Annotated in this window: 20 protein-coding genes and 2 tRNA genes; 8 read left to right on the forward strand and 14 right to left on the reverse strand. The window is 43.0% G+C overall.

Translation table 11 applies throughout. The annotated features are described in order from the left end of the window. The first annotated feature begins 65 nt into the window (after positions 1 to 65). The gene (locus LBL30_01590; protein ID MDR1031800.1) at positions 66 to 1,292 is read left to right on the forward strand and encodes a dicarboxylate/amino acid:cation symporter; all 1,227 of its coding nucleotides are present in this window, start codon (positions 66 to 68) and stop codon (positions 1,290 to 1,292) included. 22 nt (positions 1,293 to 1,314) lie between these two features. Here the strand turns inward: LBL30_01590 and ffh are convergent, their stop codons facing one another. Next, a complete protein-coding gene (gene ffh / locus LBL30_01595; GenBank protein MDR1031801.1) occupies positions 1,315 to 2,643 on the reverse strand; it encodes a signal recognition particle protein in 1,329 nt (442 codons plus the stop codon). 119 nt (positions 2,644 to 2,762) lie between these two features. Beyond that, on the reverse strand, positions 2,763 to 4,538 hold the full coding sequence (locus LBL30_01600) for a hypothetical protein (protein MDR1031802.1): 1,776 nt from the start codon (positions 4,536 to 4,538) through the stop codon (positions 2,763 to 2,765). A gap of 239 nt (positions 4,539 to 4,777) precedes the next feature. On the opposite strand from LBL30_01600, the gene trxB reads away from it, so the two are divergent. Continuing rightward, the gene (gene trxB, locus LBL30_01605) at positions 4,778 to 5,713 is read left to right on the forward strand and encodes a thioredoxin-disulfide reductase (protein MDR1031803.1); all 936 of its coding nucleotides are present in this window, start codon (positions 4,778 to 4,780) and stop codon (positions 5,711 to 5,713) included. Positions 5,714 to 5,809: 96 nt separating this feature from the next. Beyond that, on the forward strand, positions 5,810 to 6,664 hold the full coding sequence (locus LBL30_01610) for a hypothetical protein (protein ID MDR1031804.1): 855 nt from the start codon (positions 5,810 to 5,812) through the stop codon (positions 6,662 to 6,664). Positions 6,665 to 6,674: 10 nt separating this feature from the next. Here LBL30_01610 and glmS read toward each other — a convergent pair whose 3' ends face one another. Together glmS and glmU are read right to left on the reverse strand one after the other, a co-directional pair. Further along, on the reverse strand, positions 6,675 to 8,522 hold the full coding sequence (glmS, locus tag LBL30_01615; protein ID MDR1031805.1) for a glutamine--fructose-6-phosphate transaminase (isomerizing): 1,848 nt from the start codon (positions 8,520 to 8,522) through the stop codon (positions 6,675 to 6,677). Further along, a complete protein-coding gene (gene glmU / locus LBL30_01620; protein ID MDR1031806.1) occupies positions 8,522 to 9,892 on the reverse strand; it encodes a bifunctional UDP-N-acetylglucosamine diphosphorylase/glucosamine-1-phosphate N-acetyltransferase GlmU in 1,371 nt (456 codons plus the stop codon). The genes glmS and glmU overlap by 1 nt, the downstream gene beginning before the upstream one ends. A gap of 147 nt (positions 9,893 to 10,039) precedes the next feature. On the opposite strand from glmU, the gene LBL30_01625 reads away from it, so the two are divergent. Beyond that, positions 10,040 to 10,630: a BON domain-containing protein gene (locus tag LBL30_01625; GenBank protein MDR1031807.1), complete on the forward strand. Its 591-nt coding sequence runs from the start codon at positions 10,040 to 10,042 to the stop codon at positions 10,628 to 10,630. Then, the gene (locus LBL30_01630; GenBank protein ID MDR1031808.1) at positions 10,627 to 11,709 is read left to right on the forward strand and encodes a hypothetical protein; all 1,083 of its coding nucleotides are present in this window, start codon (positions 10,627 to 10,629) and stop codon (positions 11,707 to 11,709) included. The genes LBL30_01625 and LBL30_01630 overlap by 4 nt, the downstream gene beginning before the upstream one ends. 179 nt (positions 11,710 to 11,888) lie before the next feature. On the opposite strand, the gene LBL30_01635 is transcribed toward LBL30_01630, so the two are convergent. The 5 genes from LBL30_01635 to LBL30_01655 all read right to left on the reverse strand — a co-directional run bounded on the left by LBL30_01635 (position 11,889) and on the right by LBL30_01655 (position 15,519). Next, positions 11,889 to 11,965 (reverse strand) — tRNA-Pro (locus LBL30_01635). Between the two features lie 332 nt (positions 11,966 to 12,297). Then, positions 12,298 to 12,537, reverse strand: a complete 240-nt coding sequence (locus LBL30_01640; protein ID MDR1031809.1) for a hypothetical protein — start codon at positions 12,535 to 12,537, stop codon at positions 12,298 to 12,300. Between the two features lie 56 nt (positions 12,538 to 12,593). Beyond that, a complete protein-coding gene (locus LBL30_01645) occupies positions 12,594 to 13,043 on the reverse strand; it encodes a hypothetical protein (GenBank protein MDR1031810.1) in 450 nt (149 codons plus the stop codon). After that, positions 13,018 to 13,212 (reverse strand): hypothetical protein, encoded by a 195-nt coding sequence (locus LBL30_01650; protein ID MDR1031811.1) that lies wholly within the window; start codon positions 13,210 to 13,212, stop codon positions 13,018 to 13,020. Before LBL30_01650 ends, LBL30_01645 begins: the two co-directional genes overlap by 26 nt. 1,002 nt (positions 13,213 to 14,214) lie before the next feature. Continuing rightward, positions 14,215 to 15,519 carry a hypothetical protein gene (locus LBL30_01655; GenBank protein ID MDR1031812.1) on the reverse strand — a complete coding sequence of 435 codons (1,305 nt, stop codon included), beginning with the start codon at positions 15,517 to 15,519 and terminating at the stop codon, positions 14,215 to 14,217. A 752-nt stretch (positions 15,520 to 16,271) separates the two neighbouring features. Between LBL30_01655 and LBL30_01660 the strand changes: the two genes are divergently transcribed. The 3 genes from LBL30_01660 (at position 16,272) to LBL30_01670 (ending at position 18,289) form a co-directional block, all read left to right on the forward strand. Further along, a tRNA-Ser gene (locus LBL30_01660) sits at positions 16,272 to 16,361 on the forward strand. A gap of 531 nt (positions 16,362 to 16,892) precedes the next feature. Next, positions 16,893 to 17,471, forward strand: a complete 579-nt coding sequence (locus LBL30_01665; protein MDR1031813.1) for a hypothetical protein — start codon at positions 16,893 to 16,895, stop codon at positions 17,469 to 17,471. Between the two features lie 371 nt (positions 17,472 to 17,842). Further along, positions 17,843 to 18,289 (forward strand): hypothetical protein, encoded by a 447-nt coding sequence (locus LBL30_01670; protein ID MDR1031814.1) that lies wholly within the window; start codon positions 17,843 to 17,845, stop codon positions 18,287 to 18,289. Positions 18,290 to 18,648: 359 nt separating this feature from the next. On the opposite strand, the gene LBL30_01675 is transcribed toward LBL30_01670, so the two are convergent. From LBL30_01675 to LBL30_01695, 5 genes are all read right to left on the reverse strand, one after another. Beyond that, positions 18,649 to 19,479, reverse strand: a complete 831-nt coding sequence (locus tag LBL30_01675; GenBank protein ID MDR1031815.1) for a hypothetical protein — start codon at positions 19,477 to 19,479, stop codon at positions 18,649 to 18,651. 223 nt (positions 19,480 to 19,702) lie between these two features. Continuing rightward, positions 19,703 to 20,371, reverse strand: coding sequence for a ribonuclease III (gene rnc, locus LBL30_01680; GenBank protein MDR1031816.1), 669 nt, complete (start codon positions 20,369 to 20,371; stop codon positions 19,703 to 19,705). 12 nt (positions 20,372 to 20,383) lie between these two features. Then, positions 20,384 to 21,139, reverse strand: a complete 756-nt coding sequence (lepB, locus tag LBL30_01685) for a signal peptidase I (protein MDR1031817.1) — start codon at positions 21,137 to 21,139, stop codon at positions 20,384 to 20,386. Positions 21,140 to 21,146: 7 nt separating this feature from the next. Beyond that, positions 21,147 to 21,548, reverse strand: a complete 402-nt coding sequence (gene acpS, locus LBL30_01690) for a holo-ACP synthase (protein MDR1031818.1) — start codon at positions 21,546 to 21,548, stop codon at positions 21,147 to 21,149. After that, positions 21,545 to 21,991, reverse strand: a 447-nt coding sequence (locus LBL30_01695; protein MDR1031819.1) for a hypothetical protein, incomplete at its 5' end; no start/stop codon positions are given. The genes LBL30_01695 and acpS, both read right to left, overlap by 4 nt.

Consider the following 21,991-nt stretch of genomic DNA (forward strand, 5'->3'; position numbering starts at 1 on the left):
ACTACCTTGATAATTCTGCCGATATAGGAATACTTGATCAGCTCTTCGGGAATACGACTGTGTTATTGAGTGATTTTTTAAAAACGCTTACGAAGCATAAGGGGATTCTGTACGCCATTGCCGTCATTTTGGGATGCATATGCGGGTACGGAGACTTCATGCTTCCTGTATCTGACTTTATATCAAATGTTTTTATAAAAATTTTCAAATGCATGAGTTTGCCAATAATCGCTGTGGCGGTGATTGTCTCAATATCTCAGCATAGCAGTAACGTTCAATTGAAACAAATTGGAAAACATACGCTTTTGTACACCGTGGGAACAACGGTGATTGCTTCCTCTGTAGCATGCATTTTGTATCTGTTAATTTCTCCATCGAATATCACTTCAGCAGTCAGTGGCAATCCAATTGACGCTATCCAGAGTGGAAAGTATGCGAATTATGTGCTGAGCATTGTTCCATCCAACATATTGTCTCCATTTTTAGAGCACAATGTAATGGGCGCCCTTTTTATTAGCATCGTCATCGCAGTCGCCATCAGGCATATGCCAATAAACGAATCTCGGTCGCTGAATAATTTTTTTTTAATGGTTCAGGGAATGTTTTTAATCATCATTGGCTGGGTGGTGAAAGCGCTTCCTTTGGCTCTGTTTGGATTTATCTCCATCGCTGTTGGGCAGCTTAAAAATGGAACCAATTTGCAGGGATTAGGCGGATATCTGGCCGTAGTACTTTTGGCCAATGTTGTGCAGGGATTTTTTGTACTGCCAATACTTTTGTGGACACATAAGATCAATCCATTAGCCACGCTGAAAGCCATGTTTTCGGCGTTATCGGTGGCCTTTTTCTCTAAGTCATCGGTGGGAACATTGCCAATAACGATGGAAACAGCGGAAAATAACTTAAAGATATCAAAAGAGATCAGCAGATTTGCATTTCCGTTTTGCACCGCAATTAATATGAACGGATGCGCTGCATTCATCTTTACTACTGTCATCTATGTCATGCAAAACAATGGAGTCGAAAGCAATTTATTTACGCTTTTGCAGTGGATTTTTATATCCACCATCGCTGCTATTGGAAATGCTGGGGTTCCTATGGGATGCTTTTTCTTAAGCATGAGCCTGCTTATCAGCATGGATGTTCCTATTGATATTCTTTGGCTGATTCTTCCATTTTACGCCGTAATCGATATGGTAGAGACATCGCTGAATGTCTGGTCCGATTGTTGCGTGGTCAAGGTCATAGATAGAAAATTCAAAATCAACGAAAATCACCAGCAATCCGAATAGTTGATTAGAGACCTCGCCTGTATCACGGCGTTTTGCCAGTAAGCATTTGTTTAATTTGACCCAGCGAAGCGCGATTTCCTTTAAGCCGCTTCATAAGGTCAAGCATGGACTCAAAATTTTTTATAAGCCTGTTAACATCTTGAACCAAGGCGCCGGAGCCGGCGGCTATACGCTTTTTCCTGCTGCCTTTTATGATTTTATAGTCGCGCTTTTCTTGCTTAGTCATTGAGCGAATAATCGCAAGCTGCCTTTTAATCGCAGATTCATTATTGGTCGGGGATTTATCAATCAGCGAACCAACGCCGGGCAACATGCCAAGAATGCTTTTTATACCGCCCATTTTACTAAGCGCCTGAATCTGTTTGGCCAAGTCGTTTAGGTCAAATTTACCTTGCATAAGACGGTTTAGGCTGTTTTGCGCTTCGTCCTGATTGGTGATTTTTTCGACTTTCTCAACCAATGAGGATATATCCCTCAGCGCCAAGATTCTTTTGACTAGCTTGCTGGGGTCAAAGGGCTCGATATCATCCAGCCGCTCACCTGTGCTGAGCAATATTACAGGCGATCCGGTGATTTTGCCGATCGATATCACGGCCCCACCCCGGGCATCAGAATCCATACGCGTCATGACGATACCGGTAGGTTTAACAAACGACATGAATTGTTGGGCTATTTTGATCGCATCCTGCCCAGTCATAGAATCAACGACCAGCAGGACCTCGTCTGGATCAATGACCTCTTTAACCGCAACCAGTTCCTGCATCATATCGCCGTCGGTATGCAGTCGGCCGGCCGTGTCCAATATTAGGGTGCGACAGTCGCTGGCCTTAAAAGCAGCCATCGCCTCCTTAGCGACCTCAACCGCATTATCGTAGGCTTTTGGGGTAAAAAACTTTGCCCCTGCTTGTTCTGACAGAATGCGAAGCTGCTCCGCAGCCGCTGGGCGGTATATATCGCATGTGGCCGTCATGTTTTTTTGCTTAAACATATTGGCCAGCTTGGCCGCAACCGTAGTTTTCCCCGCACCCTGCAAGCCCATCAGCATAACGCGCTTAGGGGGCGACTTACCGAAAATGTCTCGTTTATTCTCTGACAGCAGCGCCGTCAGACGATCGCTGACGATTTTTATTATCATCTGATCAGGCGTGATGCTTTTTATAACTTGCTGACTGAGCGCCTGTTCTTTAACGTTGCTGATGAAATCTTTAACGATTGGCAGGGAAACATCCGCCTCTAAAAGCGAAATTCTTATTTCGCGCAGGGCGTTATCTATATCCTCTGGCCTAAGGATGCCAGTCCGCCTTAGTCCGCCAAATATTTCACTGAATCTTTTGGAGATATTCTCAAACATCAACCGTCATTTCATTCAACGCCAACTTAAGTAGGCGATCAGCACGGCAGTCTACAGATTCGTACTCGAAATTTAAAGGCTTAAGCTTATGCTGCTGTGTAAACACAGCGCCAAATTACCTAGGTAGGCCTGCGACCACGCTGAAATGGCCTTTTGCCCCTTCCACGCGCAGTGGAGGCCTTACTTGTCGGCTTAGGCGGCTGTTTTTGAGCCTCATCTGGATGAAATAGTTGAAGTAGTTGTGGTGCCCACTGTGGATGCGGATCACTCATGGTAGATACAGCTGTCTCTTTGCCCCTTCCACGCGCAGTGGAGGCCTTGCTTGCCGGCTTAGGCGACTGTTTTTGAGCCTCATCTGGATAAAATAGTTGAAATATTTGTGGTATCCACTGTGGATGCAGATCATTCATGGTAGATATAGCTGTCTCTGCAAGGTATTTAGGTAGCCTTTGAGGAGATCTATATCGCCTACCAACATTACCCAAGTATTGCGTGATATAGTCGCTTGCCCCTTCATCGAAGTTGGCCAAAATTTCATCGTATTGCAATTGCCTAGAGAGTACCCTATACGCTGCCCATGTCCACCCATATCCACAGTTTATACGAGGATCGTTTAAAGGAAACGTTCCAAATTTAGCATCACTTCCTTGCATATGATAAACAATTGAGTGTTTATTCAATTCTTCATAAATGTATTCGTTAACAGCGGCTACAGATGGCAATAATGATATAAAACTAGGATTTCCCGCAGTAATTTGCGCTGAAAGTAATCTTAAAAAGACTAAAAGGACGGTATGACGGTCCTGACGGTCTAAGTAATGCGTCAGTTCAGTATTAAAGCTCTGTAGCGCCATTAAATCTGGCTCACCATCTTTAACTGTTTTTGCAAGGCTTGACATGAACCCGAAAACTCGATCTCTAGTTTGATCGATATTTACATTAAACCTAAATGGCAAAACTAACCCTGTTCTAGTTCTAGTACTATGGATACCAAAAATAGATTCGTCGGTTAACATTTCAGAGTTTTCATGCTTAGCTGATATCACGCCCTTAAAATAACCCTCTAAAAGTAAAACTATATTGTTTGCCAAGATATGTGGGATGTTCAACACAAAAACTCCACTGTCTAGTATCCAATTACTTCCAGAATCTATCAATTGATCGACTCGCGTCATTTCAAACGAACGCAAACGCGCAGGTAATTTTTCGTCAAATACGGCAAGGCCGGGATTTTCAGTCATCCTTACTAATTCACCAATTTTATTTGCATCGTTATACAGATCTTCTCCATCTCCAAATCTGCTGCCGAAAGCAATCAGGCGCAGTGTTCTGCTTGAATCAGTGGCCTTTACATTAACTGCAGCCCATAGCTGCTCATCCAGTTTTATTTCTATAAGAGGCGCTACGCTGCCAACAAAAATGGTATCGCTGTCTACAAGGCAAAGATGCGGCAAATTTGCGAAAGCCGGATTCTCAGCAATAAAAAGTTTCGTAAAAATTGACCAATGCCACCCTGAGTTAATTTGCAATGCGTATAATTTGGCTTTTTCAGTCTCGACACTTAAATCTAAGAGATATAGGCGAAAACATGGATTGTCCCCAGAAAAAGATGCAGGAGAGAATTTTTCTGCGAATTCCGCAAAAATCGCCTCGTCGCCCGGTTGATCAAAAATTTCACCAACGAATACGTTTACAACTATGCCATTAGGGGTGTTATAAGCCAATGAAGTAATTGATGTGGTGACATCATTTAAGCGATTAGGTGTCACGGGATAGCATATGTTTAATTCCTGTTGCACCAGTTGTCTTGGCGCTGATGCGTTTCCAAATGACGCAACCAGCAAAGCCGTAGCGATTAGTGTGATTTTGATTTTGTTATTTAATGAAAATTTCATAATATGTGTTTTCCTTTATGAGCCACAAACAATCTACCACTCAGTTTATATAGCTGGTATAGCCATAAGACAATAACGAAATTGACCAAAATCACAATATTCAATTGCGGGTTAGTAAAATAAGCAGAAACACAACCTGCCGGCAAGTCTAAGATTTAAGCCTCTATTAAGATTGCGTCGATTTCGTACCCTGAGCAGACGTTGATGTGGTATAAGATCGCGTTGACAGAGTACTAGGTATGTCGGAAGAAATAAAGTCGCGGTTATTGATTATTGGATCTGGGCCCGCTGGGTGTACAGCCGCCATATATGCTGTGCGTGCTGGTATAGAAACGACTCAGATGCTTGGTGCTCAGCCAGGCGGGCAATTGTCTGCCACAACTGAGATCGAAAATTTCCCCGGATTTGCGAATTTCATCAAAGGCCCTGACCTAACGGAAGCGATGCTGGCTCAGGCCAAAAGGCTTGGGGCAACTCAAGCGCATGATGAGGCTGTGGAAGTCGATTTTTCAAGCAAGCCCTTTCGAATTAAAGGCGAATCTGGCACAAGCTATTTGGCCGATGCTGTTATAATCGCAACAGGGGCCAAGGCCAAACATCTTGGCGTGCCAGGCGAGGAAACGTATTGTGGCGCCGGCGTATCGTACTGTGCCACGTGTGACGGTTTTTTCTTTAGGAATAAACGTGTAGTGATTGTTGGCGGCGGTAATACTGCTGTTGATGAAGCGATTTACCTCAGCGGCCTGGCTAAGCGGGTTACGCTGATCCACAGGCGCAACGAATTAAGGGCAGATAAGGCCGATCAGGGCAAATTGTTTTCCTTACCGAATATGAATATCGTTTGGGACAGCGCCGTAACTGAAATATTTGGAGGAGGAAATAAGCAAGTCGCAAGTGTTGCGGTTAAAAATCTGATAACCGAAGAGGTCAGTATGCTGGAAACTGATGGAGTGTTTATTGCCATCGGCCATACGCCGGCGACCGGCATTTTTATTAATAAGCTCAGTCTAGACGACAGTGGCTATATATTAGCCGACAATGCAGGCAAAACTTCTGTAGACGGAATTTTTGCTGCCGGAGACGTTGCGTCATCCACCCTTAAGCAAGCGGTAATTGCCGCAGCTTCTGGCTGCGTTGCTGTTAGCTCTGCCAAATCCTGGCTGGAAAAGCCATAAAGCACGAATTATATTTTACTAGTTAAAAAATTACTTGACTTTTAAGAAAATATATTGTATTAATAATATAGATATTTTACTGCATGGGATAAAATGATGAGCAATGTAACCAAATCATCGGTTTTAATTAGTGGTATGTTTGCTTTGGTGTTATCGGCAAGTTCTTCTATGCCAGCGCCATTTGGGGCTCAGCCAGACGAAGATGTTCACGCTATTGCCCCAAGAATAAAAGCTGAAAAGGGTGGAGAAATGCTTATGGAAGCGTTCAGCAATGCTTATGGCGCAGATGCTAAAACGCTTATAGATACTGGGGAATTAGCTAGTGATGGCTATGAGGGTTTTGTGATTCGTCATATGCAGAATCGTGCAAAGTTACTTAATGAAACGAGCTGTGATGTAGATCCTACCATACCTGAAATAGTCGAAATAGTTAAATATTTTTTCAACAATGGTTACGATAAGGTGGATATAGATCCAGAAACCGGCGCTTGTCCGCTGCAGGTCTTATTAACCTGTGCTTATATGCTAAGGTCAGGCAATGAGGGGATGTTTTCACTGATGTGTCACGCTTTCAAAGATGCATTCAACCCAAGTACTGGTGGAAAATGTTTGCAAGGTTATACGGTGAGGTTACTAGTCGCTTGCTACAGCGCTATTACCCAAACTGCAATGCTTGAACAGCAAAGCGATAAGTGCCGGAAGCAGCTTGCTGCTGCACGCCACCTAGAAGAACAGCGTAGAGAGTTAGAAAATTTTCACCGGCTGAGGCGGCAACAGGAGGTAGCTGAAGAGAAAGCGCAAGATAAAGCTGCTAGAGCAGAGGAAGATGCGAGGCGAGCTGAACTAGGAGAGCTTCCACTCACCGATAAAGAATGGGATGAGATGAATGAAGAGCTTATTATAGAACCTACTGATGATGAAGTAAAAGAGCTAAGATCGGCGACAGATTAATAAGCTAAAACTACTCAACTGTGACGGACTTGGCTAAATTGCGGGGTTGGTCTATGTCTACCCCGCGATTAAGCGCCGTAAGATAAGCCAAAAACTGCATCGGGATGCTGTAAAGCAGTGGGGCGGTAAGTTGGGTCGCGTCAGGGTACAAATAAACTGGGCATTTAAGTTCAGCCTCTTCAAGCAGCAGCAGGCCTTTCTTGCAGGTTAAGATGGAAATTTGCGCACCCCTGGTCTTTGCTTCACAGATGTTTGAAACTATTTTATGAAACAAGCCCTCTTTGTCGTATGGACACAGGGCAATTACTGGCATACCTTTGTCTATAAGTGCTATGGGGCCGTGTTTCATCTCACCTGCGGCATAGCCTTCCGCGTGGATGTATGAGAGCTCTTTCATTTTTAGGGCCCCTTCCATCGCGATTGGATACAGCACACCTCGGCCAAGGTACAAAACATCCTTGGTTTCGGACAATTTCCCTGCAAGTTGGGTTAGGCCTTGCATTGTGTCTAATGCTTTTAAGATAAGCGTATCTACATCTAAGAGTTCTTTTGCCAGCTCAAAAGATAAATCGACGTCATTACGCATTTTCAGCGCTTCTATCAGCATGTAGGCAAGCACGGCCATCTGTGCAGTAAAGGTTTTGGTCGAGGCTACGCTGATTTCCAGCCCGGCAAATGTTGGAAGAACTACATTCGCCTCTCTCGCTAAGGTGCTGGTTGGGACATTAACGATGGTAACGCAAGTATGGCCCAAATCCCTGATATATCTAAGCGCAGCCAGGGTATCTGCTGTTTCTCCTGACTGGGATATGAATATGCCGACTGACTTTTCATGGACAGGCGGCGTTCTGTAGCGATATTCGGAAGCTACATCTACCTCGACTGGTATTCTGGCATACTTTTCAAACCAGTACTTTGCGACTAGACTGGCATAGTAGGAAGTTCCACAAGCGATAATGGTGATGTGGTTTGTTTGATCCCAACTGATTCCGCTGGGGTGTACATTTATTGTTTTACTGCTGGGATGGCCTATATAGTGCGTAAGCGTATCGGCAATCGTTGAAGGCTGTTCGAATATTTCCTTAAGCATAAAATGCTCGTACCCCTTCTTATCGGGAGTTGATTGACTCTTGATGATTGGCTGCCATGGCCTTGCGGTTTTATTGCCGTCTTTATCAAGGATATTAAGGTTGCCGTTTGTATAAAGCTGCGCAATATCGCCGTCCTCCAGATATGCGACTTGGTTGGCAAATCCAGACAAGGCAACCGCATCGGATCCAAGCGAAAGCTTGCCGTCCGCGTTTATCCCAATCGCCAGGGGGCTGCCTTTGCGCGCGCCAATAATCATCTCTGGATGCTGTTTAAAGGCTATGCCAAAGGCATACGTGCCTTGTATAGATGAAATGGTTTGCTGCACTGCATCAAGCGGGACAGCCCCTTTGGACAGCAGCAGGCTTATCATCTGCACAACGACCTCTGTATCGGTGTTGCTGTTCAGCGATATGCCCTGAGCCAGAAGCGATTTCCTTAAATCGGCATAGTTTTCAATAATGCCATTGTGCACAAGTGCGACCAGCTCGGTAGCATGGGGGTGTGCGTTCTCTTTTGTAGGCTTGCCGTGAGTTGCCCACCTGGTGTGCCCGATTCCTGCCTCTGAAGCGCCTTTATATTTCGAATGAGCCTCATGCTCGAGATTTGCGATTTTCCCTGCCGTTTTTATTACACACAGATTGCCAGAATTTTGCTCTACCAAAGCCATTCCAGCCGAGTCATAGCCTCTGTACTCAAGCCGCTTAAGCCCGTCTATGATTTTATTTACCAGATCTTTGTGGCCGACGAGGCCTACTATTCCGCACATTAAGATTGCTCCATAAAGCCTGTTCGTTTCGCCCTGATTTTCTCCGCTTTTCCTTTAAGCGTTACCTGCGGGGCGCGCTCTAGGGCCAAAGCATCCTCCGGCACATCTTCCGTTATTACGCTTCCAGCCCCCAATATTGCCCTCGCGCCTATATTAACTGGGGCTACCAGCGACGAATTTGCCCCTATGGAAGCCTTATTGCCGATGGTTGTCTGATGTTTTTTGAATCCGTCGTAGTTACAGGTTATCGTGCCGGCCCCAATATTAACTTCGTCGCCTATGGAGGCGTCGCCTATATAGCTCAAATGATTGATTTTGGCGCCAACGCCAACGGTTGATTTCTTTACCTCAACAAAATTACCTATATGCGCGCCTTCTTGTATAGCACTGCCCGGCCTTATTCTGGCAAATGGCCCTACTATCGCACCTTGTTTAACCTCAGCGTTCTCGATCACACAAAATGACCTGATTTCGCTTCCTGATCTGATTATTGCCCCAGGACCAAATGTAACAAACGGATGTATGGTAGCATCTGGCTCAACTATGGTATCATAAGAAAAATGTACAGTCTCTGGCGCTGTGAGACCAACGCAATTGTCCAAAGCAGCGCGACGCATTCTTTCCTGAAACGATTTTTCCACGGCGGCCAGATCTGCCCTGGTGTTAACTCCTCTAAGCTCTTCTGCATTGCCAACAACATAATGACAGGTCCATCCAGCCTCACGCGCCAGCTCAACTATGTTGGTGATGTATGTCTCTTCTGTAATTGGGCTGGACGGCAGTTTATCCAAGAACTGCTCAGCCACCTCTTGCTTTATAAGCATACCTGCATTACACAGCGATAAGAATCGGCACCCGTCCCTGAGGTTGTAGGAAACGGTGTCCTTTTCCTCGACGATAGCGAACAAAGCTTCATCCGGACCGGCAACCAGCTTGGCATATCCGGTATCTTCATCGGGCTTCATGGCCAGCACAACTACGCCGGTCTTACTGTCAGCCGCCTGAAGCATGGATTGTATCGTCTTTGGCCGGATAAGCGGTGTGTCTGCATATAAAATAACAACCCACTCAGATGCCTTCGAGCATTGCTTAAAGCCGTGTAAAACCGCGTCTCCAGTGCCAAGCGGAATTGGCTGAACAGCAGTTTTTACAGAGGCTCCACCTGTACAAGAAAGCGGCACTTTATCTAAAACGCCGGAAAGCTCAGAAGAAATCACCAAGACAGTATCTTTTGCTCCGGCGTCCATGCAGGACTTTATGACATGGCAAAACAGAGGCAGTCCGCCAACAGTGTGACGGATTTTTGGCAATTTAGACCCAAATCTGGACCCTTTGCCCGCGGCCAGAATTATGCTTGATACCTTTTTCATGTCTGAGGCTTGGATATGGTCGTAATGTTAACACGTTTTGCGCGCGTTAGCTACACTGATAGCCGCACCCCAAAAGTTGCATAAAATATGTTCATGAGCTATGTTCTTACGTAAAATTACAGCGTTAGAAAGCAAATGAAGTTGCCCATGTTATCGAAGGCATTTTTTTCTTTAGCAAGCGCTGGGGTGCTGTTAAGCGGCTGCGCCCCGGTTGCGATTGTCGGCGGAACAGCGCTGGTGGGTTTTACGGCCTTGCGCAGCACGCCTGGTATAACCGGCAAGATAGGCGACGTAACGATCCAAGCTCGCATCAATACAAAGTGGGCAAAGTACAACATAAACGTTAACGATCGACTTAGCGTGTTCGCAAAGGGCGGATATGCTCTTTTGATTGGCTACGCTAAAGACGAGCAGCAGAGAGATAAAGCCCTTCAACTTGCTAAAGAAGTACTACCATCAGACAAAATCTATAACGAAATTCGTGTAGGAGACCGCCAAGGCGCAGGAAGATACTCGTCGGACGCGGCAATAACCTCGAAAGTTAGCACAGCGATTTTTGCAAAAGGTAAAGTCCGATCGTTTAACTATAACGCAACAACCCTTGATGGAACGGTATATGTGATAGGTGCGACCAACGACCCACAGGAAATGCAAACTGTCCTTGATGTAGTCAGCAATATAAAAGGCGTCGGTAAAGTTGTCTCATACATCAGGGTTATCCCAGACTGGGTTAAATGAGTGATCGCAAAGAATCTCTATTTTTAAATGCTTTCTGCTTGGCGTGGGGTTTGTTTTTACTCTTGATTGCCACGCTTGTCTATATCGCCGATCCGCTTTGCCTTTATCGCTATGACCCTAAAGTTCCGCCGTATTGGGATCCAAGATATCAGGTCGCAGGATTTGCCAAAACATACCCGTACGATACGATTATAGCTGGCACATCCATAACTCAGCTTTTTTCTCTAAAACAGATCGCGGCGGTTCTTGGCGGAAAACCAATTAAAATGTCTTTTGCTGGATCGGCCATAAATATTCAACAAATTGCTGTAAAAAGCGCAATAAACAGCGGACAAGTAAAGACTGTTATATGGGGAATTGATAGGTGTTATTTTTCATATTTACCAAACCAATACCCTGAAACTTTTCCTATTGGAATGTACAATAATAGTTTGATCGTACATTGGCAGTATATGACTCTTTGCTATGATAATTTTGCGCTTGTGTTAGCCCCTCTAACACTCAAGCTAATTAATCGCGTCCCATCATTCTCAATGAGTGACGAGCTTGAACGTTATCATAATTGGCATGATGATCACTTATTTTCCAGTGAGCTGATGTTAAAACTATTTTGCGATTGCTTCCCAATTTGCCCCCCCCCTTTAACTAGCAATAAGGCCGACTATACCGCAGGAATAAAAAACTTTTACAGCGACTTTTTGCCTCTTATAAAAAATAATCCTTCGGTTACATTCATCATATTCTTTCCACCGTATTCGCTTGTAGCGCAAAAGTTAAATAATATAAGCAATTCCAGATCAAGGACCAGCGATCGAAAATTCAGACGTATTATATTAGCCGAGCTTGCAAAATTACCCAATGTTAAAATGTTTGATTTTGAGACTGACGCTGATATTGTCGCCAACCTTGATAATTACAAAGATCATAATCATTACTCGAAGCACACAAACGCCTATATGATAGAATTAATCGCTCAAGGCAAAAATCTTGTAACTTCAGAGAATATTGACCGCTATCAACGCAAATTTGACAATCTACCAAAGTTGCACTTTAAGCAATACGAATTAGCAAAAAATTAAAGCTTATGTGTCATATATAGAAAGACCTAAAGTTCACAAAACAGTTTGAGACCGGATACGTCGGTGTAGTGACGCTGGCTAAAAATTTCGGCCAGCAAGAAGTATACCACTTGCGAAGACATTAACGCTTTACTTAGATTATTGAGAATAAAAGACTGAGCTGGGTCTTGGGCTGATATTGGTCGGGGCGAGAGGATTTGAACCTCCGACATCCTGCTCCCAAAGCAGGCGCGCTACCAAGCTGCGCTACGCCCCGATGGAGTCTGATGTTATGTCCATATGCATTGTTTAGCAAGGATTTTTGAGATTCTTGATATACGAAGAAAGCTGCAGCTTTTTAAATTAAGACTTACCTAACAACGCTCAAATGGTGGCAGTGATGGAGATATAACATCAGGAATGCGCCGACGAATCGATTGTAGACGCAGCGTAATAATCAAAAGAGGTCGGTTATTGAGTTATCTAAAAAATACGCACCATCGCAAACGACGAATGAAATATGCATTCTAAATGACTGGCCAACAAAACAGGCAAGTGAACGTTTGCTTACTTGCCTGTGTAAGTCATCACAAAACCATCAGAGAAAAATTAAAGATCTGCAGTCGGTGGGCGTTTTGTACGATGAGCCCTTATAAATGCTACTGTCTCACTGATGAGCTTAACCTCACCCTCGTTAACCTCTTTTACAGCTTGCTTAACATTTTCAGGCATAGGATACAGTGGCATATCTGGATTAGTAGCACCACGCATCCATTCTATAAAATCCCTGTTCATATCGATTTTTCCGGCGGCAAGTAAACGCCCTGCTGCCCTAGTGAGCCATAACATGTCAAGTGATTCGTTTATATTATAGTAAGATCTACTATCTAGACCATCTATCAAACTCATAATATCCTTCGTTGTGGGGTCTGTACGCATCTGATTGCATATCGCCGATAAATAGCAGCATTTATACAATGGAGAGGTGTCGTATGATAGTCAATAAAACGCCAGCGCTTTATAATATCTTTTTCAATATCTTCAAGATGTTTAAGAAGTTGTGGATATTGTTCGATAAAAACTGCATCACAACCGCCTTTGCCGATCGCGTCATGATTGTAGGACCAATTGAACTTCTTAGATAGAAAATCTATAAACCCAGAGTCCCCCCGGCCTTGGTTCATCTCTACAATCTTAGCCCGCAAAGCTGCCAAAAATTTAATTTGAGTCTCAATATCTACTAAACCTTTTCCACAATAAAAAATCTTCGCTATGTCCTCTTCCGTTTGATACTGCAATGGCGGTGTAAACGATACATCGGGATTCCCTTCACGCGCATCGGCCCCCCCCCTCACATCCAAAAATCCTTCTAATTTCCTCTTCCCCTTGATCCTGCAATGGCAATGCACACAATGCATCGCCTTCCGATAAAGTGGCTATTCCTACACCAAAATACCCAAGGCATCCTGCGACTACTGCGCCGGAGGCTGCCAACTTATTAAAACTCAACTTTTCCTTAGACATATAATTTTTCCTCTTAAACAACTAAGTTCTAAGTCACTTTGACCCAGATTCACCTTAGAGTCACTATCGACTTAATTATAATCGTATATTATTTTTGTTAAAATTTTAATAATAAAATGTGTAAAAGACAATTGCCTAACCAAAAAGGCAAAACATCCTTTGTTCAGATGAATGATTAAGGGTAGCGCTATCAGCAAACGGCTAATGGAATGTGCATTCTAATGATCGACAACAAAACAGGCAAGCGAACATTTGCCCACTTGCCTGTGTAAATCATCACAAATCCATCAGAGAAATTACTCAACGTCTTCTGCTAATTTCCTACTTATCCTGACGGACTGTATTGAGTTAAATTCTGAAACACCAGTGCGCCTGGTTAAAATAAGCGCCGTAAGATTAATCAAGCTCGTCATATTAAGAGTGCCGGACAATGCAGAACTGCTAAGATTAACTGTGGTGATCCCAGTGTTAGTTAAATTAAGCTTGCCTCAGTTGGGTGTTGACAGTGCAATTTTCTAACATGATCCCTGTTAGATGCGTACAGCCAGAGAAGTTTATGCTTCCATCTATCGTTTGCAGACCAGAGAAGACAGCCGTACCATTTAGTCATTCGCAACTTTGGAAATTGATGATTCTCCCCAAGCTTGTGAGTTCTGGGAAAGTTAGAGCGCCGGTTAACCATTTGCAACCTTGGAAGGTAATGGCTCCACTATTACTGAATATTGTAAGTGCTGAAAAGGTTAGGGCTGCACCATCCAGCCCTGTACAACCGTTGAAGTAGATTATTTACGTTGCCGCTTCGCAAAACAGGGAATGATTGGACGCCGGTTAACCCCGTATCACTATGATGATAGGGGGGGGGGGGGCGCTATAACAAGGCTCACCCTGGACAGCTTGCTGTTAAACTTATGAAGTGGTGCTGTCCCGGTCATTTCAGCGCAACCTGTGAAGTTTATAATGCCGCCTCCAGACATACTCTCCAGCTTTGTAAAATTCGGCACTTCAGTCAAGCCCACTATCGATATCTACACCTAAATCTTCAATTCCTATAAAGACTGACGTGTCGATCAGTCCGGTGTGATCTTGAGGCGGGGAGGGGATTGATGGTCCTGGAAAGGTTTGCATCCCAGTCGGTCCTGTGCAACCTTGAAAGTTGATGGTGCCGCCGATTCTAAGTACTGGAAATGAAGGTGCCTCGCCCAGTCTTGTGCAACCTTGGAAGTTGATGGTGCCACCGATTCCAAGTACTGGAAATGGAGGTGCCTCGGTCAGTTTTGAGAAACCTTGAAAGTTGATGGTGCTGCTAATTCCAAGTACTGGAAATGAAGGTGCCTTGGTCAGTCCTGTGCAACCTTGAAAGTTGATGGTGGCCGATTCCAAGTACTGGAAAGGAGGTGCCTCGCCCAGTCTTGTGCAACCTTGGAAGTTGATGGTGGAGGGAGGGGCGGTAGTGAGTGCAGGGAACCGTGGGGCAAAAACTCGGTCGTGGGCTCGGGCGGAGAGCCGTGCTTGCCTTATAGCGGAGAGCCGTGCTTGCCTTATATTTGCCACAGCAACATCGATGTCTTGAATCAACTTATTCTGCAAATGAGGATTAGGCCCAAGCCTTCTTACGGCTTGCTCAACGTTTTGAGGCATGGGCCGCGATTGTATACTCGGATTAGTAGCATTACGCACCCAATATGCAAAATACTCGCTCGTATTGCCATACGTTCCGTCAGCGGCAACTAGACGTCCTAGTGTTTGAGTAAGCACTTCTACTTGAGATTTTATGGCCATAAAATCTATACCATATAGCGAACCCAAAGTACTCACCGTTATAGGAGCTATACGTATTCGATCGTATGCCGCCGCATCAAGAGCGGCCCATATATGACCGAAAGGTAACTTCTTGTTTTCGCCTCCTCTGATCATATCTCTTTGAATATTTCTAATATGCCGATAAAGTTGTGGATATTGTTGTTCCATAAGACCCCAAGGATCTTTCCAACTTTCGCCGACCTTGCCGTCATATGAGTTATCGCAGGCCTCGGATAAAAAATCTGCAAACCCAGAATCCCCCTGGTCTTGACTTCTCTTTACAACCTCAGCCCGCAGAGCTTCCAGCTTTTGGATATGTGGCGCCATATTTGGATTTCTTCTGTCGGCATGTAAAGCATCATAAAGACTTCTTAGGGGTTGCGCAGCTACACACATATCGCTTCCCAACAAGGTGGCTATTCCTACACCAATAACCCCGCAATACCCGAGGTATCCTGCGACTACTGCGCTAGAGGCTGCTAATTTATTAAACTTTTTCTTAGACATATCGGCTCAACTGTAAATATATATTATTTTATTAAAATTTCAATAATAAAAAGCAAAACATCCTTTGTTTAGCTGGCGTTTAATTAGATAATTAATGGCAGCGTTCTACAGAATGTTGGTTATATAAACACTTGCCATCAAATGATGGTCGTAAGAATCGCTCTGCAGAGTGTTACTTCGGTTGTAGGGCTAATAGCAACAACTTAGTGCATGATTGCCGGATGCCCAGAGCCAAAGCAACCAATGCCCTCTGGTGCACCTGATATGAGCGGCATGGGTAGTGGATATGATTTCTAAAAACTGCTAATTCTTAACAGTTTAGCGTTTATCAAGCACGTCGTGCTTAAAAATAGAAATACAAATTACCAAAAAACAATCTCGCTAAGCTAACCGATAAGCCATTTTGATACTTATCCCTTCTCTATGATTCCGCCTTTTCTATACTAAGCCATAAACACGGCAAATAACCAATTTTCGAGAGATGAAAACTATAAGGGTTAGTTGAACTTTGTGCTGCATTTCTTTATTAAGTAGGTGGTTGGACAGCTGGGTTTCTTGCGTTGATGGAGATCTTGTTTCCGATATAGGATGAGTGATGATTGAGCATACAAGTCCTCACCAAACCATAAATACGGCTAGTAATCCACTTTCTGAAGGCGTGAGCTATTGAATTTTGTGCTTTATATCTTTATTAATTGAGCGATTAGATAGCTAGATTTTTTGTGCCAATGCCAGTCTAAGGCTTCGACATAGGATGGGTGGCTGAGCGGTTGAAAGCACCGGTCTTGAAAACCGGCAGAAGGGCAACCTTCTCGTGAGTTCGAATCTCACCCCATCCGCCAAATATGTTCGTTTAGGCTTGAGTGAAGTTAGCTGGCCTGCATGATCACTTCTTATGTATAGAGTGCGGCCAATCTTAATTTTTCTTTAGCGCTTGTTTCTTTCATTTAGCCTCATCCTTCTAATCTTGATAGCCTAAAATGCATATCTAAGCCAAAACAAATAACAACTAAACGTTGTTAAATCTATATTATGCACAACCTTGGAATGTATATTACGCTATTAGTTCAAAAATCTAACAATAGATCGCCGACATTATAATAGCCTTAATCGCTTTTTATCAGCCAAATAATAAGCAAATATAAAGTTTTAATATTAAAAAATGCAGTTTGTTAATTTTTGAAAATTAAGCATTGACGTTGGATAAAAATAATTTAGATTAGGTTAAATATTTTTCATCTAGAAAAAATACAATGTCAAACATACAAGCCTTCTTGCTCTTTATATTATCTGTCTCAATCGCCGATGCGTTTGCTGGTTTAAGTCCGCTTGCGAGCAGCGACGACCCTAATTTTACATTCATGGGTAGCCCTGTGCCAGAATTGTCTGATTTTTCCCCAAAAGAAATGCTCAAAAGACCATCATCAGATTTAGATGATAAATTTAATACATTTACGGATTTTACATTTACGGATTTAAGCCCTGTAGCGGAATGGACTAATTTTTCCCTAAAAGAAGCGTCTTTAAGTACAACTGTAGAAGAAAGGTTTAGTTTTTATCCATCGGGTGACACAATTGGACAAACGACAGGGCCATTAGCTGCTTTGCGGCAGCGACCAGGACCTACAGGCACTCAGCTCTTCGTCCCTGTCAAGAAAAAGCATCAAAATTACGGTCGTGGTAAAGAGCATTATCAAACAAAAGCAATCGCCGAAAAAAGGCTAGAAGGCCGTATCATTTTTCGTACTGAGGCATATACTTGGTTTTTACAGCATTTCCCAAAGATAAACATGCAGAATTTGAAAAAAATTGCAAAAACGGTATCTGAATTAATTAATATAAAGCTAGATAGAGCTTCTTGTCGCAGGCAGGATCTATTGCTCCTTTGGTTTGATGATAATTGGTCTATAATCGAACCAATATTGCCTTACATAGAAACCAATAAGAATTAGTAAGCAGCGGCTTTATAATTGCGGCTTTCGTTTGTAAGTTACTTTTTTTTAGCCCCATCCTTCTAATCTTGATAGCTAAAGTACTATTTAGATACTGAGTCATACCTAATTTCGCCAAAACAAATAACAACCAAAAGTTGTCAAACCTATATGAGATACAGCTGCGGAATATATCTTATGCCATTAGTTCAAAAAATAGCCGACATTCATCAATATAATAGCCTTAATCGCTTTTTATCAGCCAAATAATAAGCAAATATAAAGTTTTTAATATTAAAAAATGCAGTTTGTTAATTTTTGAAAATTAAGCATTGACGTTGGATAAAAATAATTTATATTAGGTTAAATATTTTTCATCTAGAAAAAACACAATGTCAAACATACAAGCCCTCTTGCTCTTTAGTATTATCGTCTCAATCGCCGATGCGTTTGCTAGTTTCAGTCCGTTCGCGAGTAGCGACAGTGACTCTGACACTACATTTATGAATTTAAGCCCTGTAGCGGAATGGTCTAGTTTTTCCCAACAAAAAACGCCCGAAAGTAAAACATCGAATGATGTAATCGGACAAACAACAAGGCTGTTAGCTGATTTGCAACGGCAATCAGAACCTACAGATACGCAACTCCTACCCTGCCCTGTCGAGAAAAAACATAAGAACTACGGTTATGGCAAAGAGCACTATAGAGCGAAAGCAATCGCCGAAGAAAGGCTAAAAGGCCGTATCATTTGTTGTACTGCGGCATATGCTTGGTTTTTAGAGCATTATCCAGGAATAACAATGCAGAACTTGAAAAAAAATTGCAAAAACGGTATCTGAATCAATTAATATAAAGCTAGATAGGGCTTCTCTTCGTGGGCGGGATCTATTGTTTCTTTGGTTTGATGACAATTGGAATACAATTGAACCAATGTTGCCTTATATAGGGCCTCTTGAGTGAGAATTGATAATAAGAATTAGTAAGCAGCGGCTTCATAATTGTAGCCTTTGTTTACAAGCTGTGCATTTTACGTCTTATAAATACGCCACACGAATCACCATTCCTGTAGCTTGGCTGTTTCTGCGATGGGGCTAAGTACCACGTATCTAGGCATGGAGAAGCTATATAGATATTTCAACAGAATATCTAGGGTAGCCTTCTCCAAATTTATAAAAAATCCTTACAGCTACGAATAATACTATCTCTTGGTAATAATCATGGCAAATCCGCCTATCGTATTCCTTTCTTGCTCAGAGCTAGACGGCCAAAAGGCACTGCCTAGCACAATTTCTCTAAATGCTATGTCGGCTATTTGCTCTCTAGCTTTGTCCCCAAAATATTCCAAAAAAGTTTCCTTGTGACTGTTAAGTAATTCAAATTGCTCTTTTTCAGACATGCTAGCAGCACTCTCTGGATCGGTTATGTCAATTATAAAGTCGCTGTGATTTTCCAAAACGCCGCCCTCTCCAAGTTCATAGAAAAAGGTGTACTTGTCTCCAAAATGTAATTGCATGAAATTCGAAAACTCCTCTATACAAATTCCTATACCGGCGATTCTCGGAAAGCGAGATGAAACTATAACCCCTCCTGGCGCCAAAAGGCTAAGCGCATCTTCAATTGCAGGGCGAGTTAATGAAGAGTTCATAGGAACATTCTCAAAAATAATGTAATTGTATTGTCCTGAGCCGAAAACATCTGCCGAAAGCTTCATAATATCGCTGTCTACATCAGGTTTTGCATCACCATAATGAAAGATAAAGTCCCCAAAGCCTATTATCTCACGCCAATGTGACGATGTGTCAGCGGCAGCAGAATTAACGAGATCTACTAACAAGTAGTTATAAGGATTTTCATATGCAATAAGGTCATTGTCGTTCATGCGGCCACTTCCAACTATTATTGTGGCAGGAAGTCCCTTAGCGTTCATAAGGGCAGTATATGCTTGGGGATTTCTAAAATTTATTCCATTTTCTGATAAATATTGAGAATCTGGCAAGGAATTGTTTCTGTCTACTTGTGTTTCATTCAATTGTGGAAATCGCGCAAAACATGAATCTATGCAAGTTACAGCGCCACCAGCAATATATGCTAATGCAAGAACTGCTCTTGAATATACTCTATTTATGATCATAATTAAGACTCCAATTAACTTTTTATAAAATATCATTAATGACAAAAAATGTCAATATAAATTATTAATCTGTATTGACATCTGAATAATGCCTAAGAGCTACTTGGATAACACCAATATTTTACAAGCCTTGCTTCCTAAGTTGGTTCATTAGGGATTCGGCTGCCTTTTGCTCTGCGATTTGTTTTGAAGACCCGGCGCCAATTCCAACTAAGCCATTGCCCACCAAGACTTGGACAGTAAAAACCGGAGAATGATCAGTTCCCCTACGATCAGCCACTTCATATACGGGAATTCCAAATTTGCGGCTCTGTGACCACTCTTGCAGCAAATTTTTTGGACATTTTAAATTTTCGACAGGATAGTTTCTTACATGGTCTTGAATCCAACGCCTAATCACTGCTGAAGCTGCATCGTACCCGCCGTCAAGGTACACGGCACCGATAAGCGCCTCTAAAGTGTCTGCAAGAACAGAGCGTTCGCCTTTATCGGGCATAACATCCAGCAGCTTAACCAAACCACTTAATTTGGCAATATCGGCCATAAACAAAGCGCTTGAGAAATAATGATACCTGATTGATAAGTCGCCTTCGCAGTCTTGTGGAAAGCTTTCATATAACAACGCTGCCAACACTAAGTTATAGACCCTGTCCCCCAAGAACTCTAACCTTTCGAAGGTGTTTGAGCAGGACCGATCATTACTGCGTGATGGGTGGCTTAAGGCCTTTGACAGCAAAGAAGCGTCTTTAAACTGATAGCCAATATGCGAGCTTATTTCTTCTAGCTTCAAGGAGATGCCGCGCTATATAATCTTTTTGAATATCCTGCTGTAGCGAATGTTTTGAATCCAGCGCCAAAACTCCCAAAGTCGAACTCTGTTTGCAATTGAGTGCAAAATACAGACTGCACGCCCTACTAAAAAGTCCTCGTGAACATAACCCACCGCGCCAAGGAATCTGCTGTCTTTCGAAAAATCCCGATTATCGCCCATCATGAAATAGTGGTTTTCTGGAACAGTATAAACAGGGGTGTTGTTTACAGCCCATTCGTTGTTTATGTCATGCCTTATGATGGTGTGGGGTTTGTCTTCGGCCCCTGGCAGTACCTCAATGTACATCTGCGTGCGGACTTTCTTGTTACCCAGCTCCTCGTCTTCGAATAAGTACTCGCCCTGGTGTGTCAGCTTAGCCGGTTCACCGTTTATGTGAACAACGCCGTTTATAACCTGAATTTTGTCGCCTGGAAGGCCAATCACGCGCTTTATATAATTTACGGACGGATCTGTGGGCAGCTTAAAAACGACAACGTCTCCACGCTTAGGGGATTTCTTGAATATCCGCCCTTCAAACAAAGGCGGACTGAACAAAATTGAGTGCTTACTGTATCCATAGGCCCATTTCTCGACCACGGGCATATCGCCCACCAACAGTGAGGGAACCATAGATCCGGACGGTATCTGAAAATGCTCATATATCAACGTACGAAAAGCCAAAATCACAAGTAAAATGCCGACGATAGACTTTATTTCTTTTGGCCAGTTTGTTTTGTTCTTCTTCATCAGCGCTCTATATTTCTATCAACACATTAGCAATAGCATAGGGGAATTCATCGCTCAAGCTTAGATGAAAGCGGTATTCATTCACCCCATGTTGCTTAGCAATTTCCTTCATGTAGGCCAAGGCGTGATCGCGTAAGAATATGCTAGGCTTGCCGAGGTGATCGTTAATTACTTCTATATCACGCCATACGATGTTACCACGCTGCCCAAAGCCAGTTCCCAAAGCTTTAACAAAGGCTTCTTTTGCAGCAAATCGCTTAGCCAAAAACGCCACACGATCACTGCCTAATTGCGAAGCTGTCCATTCGCTGTCAGTAAATAACAACCTTCCCAAACGCTTACCATATTGTAAGTAAAGTCGCTCTATACGCCTTACGTCTACTATATCGCTGCCTAGTCCCAATATCATATTTGCTCTTCGACATTTATTACACTTTCGATATCGGAGAGAGACTTCATAAGCTCTTGCATTTGCGGTATATCAGTTCGGTAGACTTCAAAGCTTATAATGACTTTGTTGTCTTTTATCACTTCTGTTTTTACGTTAAGCACCTCTGCATCATGGGCAAAAAACACGTTTATCAGGTTATAAAAGATATTTGTGGCATCTTCTGCCTGGACCATGATTGTGTGATAAAGCTTTTTGTACTGGCCAGATCGGCCGGCTTTCTGGTCTTTTATTCTGTCAGACTTTTGCTGCCCCAGCACCTGGCTGATTTGCTGAGAAGTTATAATACACTGCCCAGTTTTTACGTATAAGTCGTCCAAAGACTCACAGCCTAAAGGAATCATAAGCTGCTGTTTAATTTCTTCTTCCGAGCAGTCTTGATCAAAACCCATTATGCTTTGTTC

The sequence above is a fragment of the Holosporales bacterium genome (genome assembly GCA_031263535.1).
Taxonomy (GTDB): domain Bacteria; phylum Pseudomonadota; class Alphaproteobacteria; order UBA3830; family JAIRWN01; genus JAIRWN01.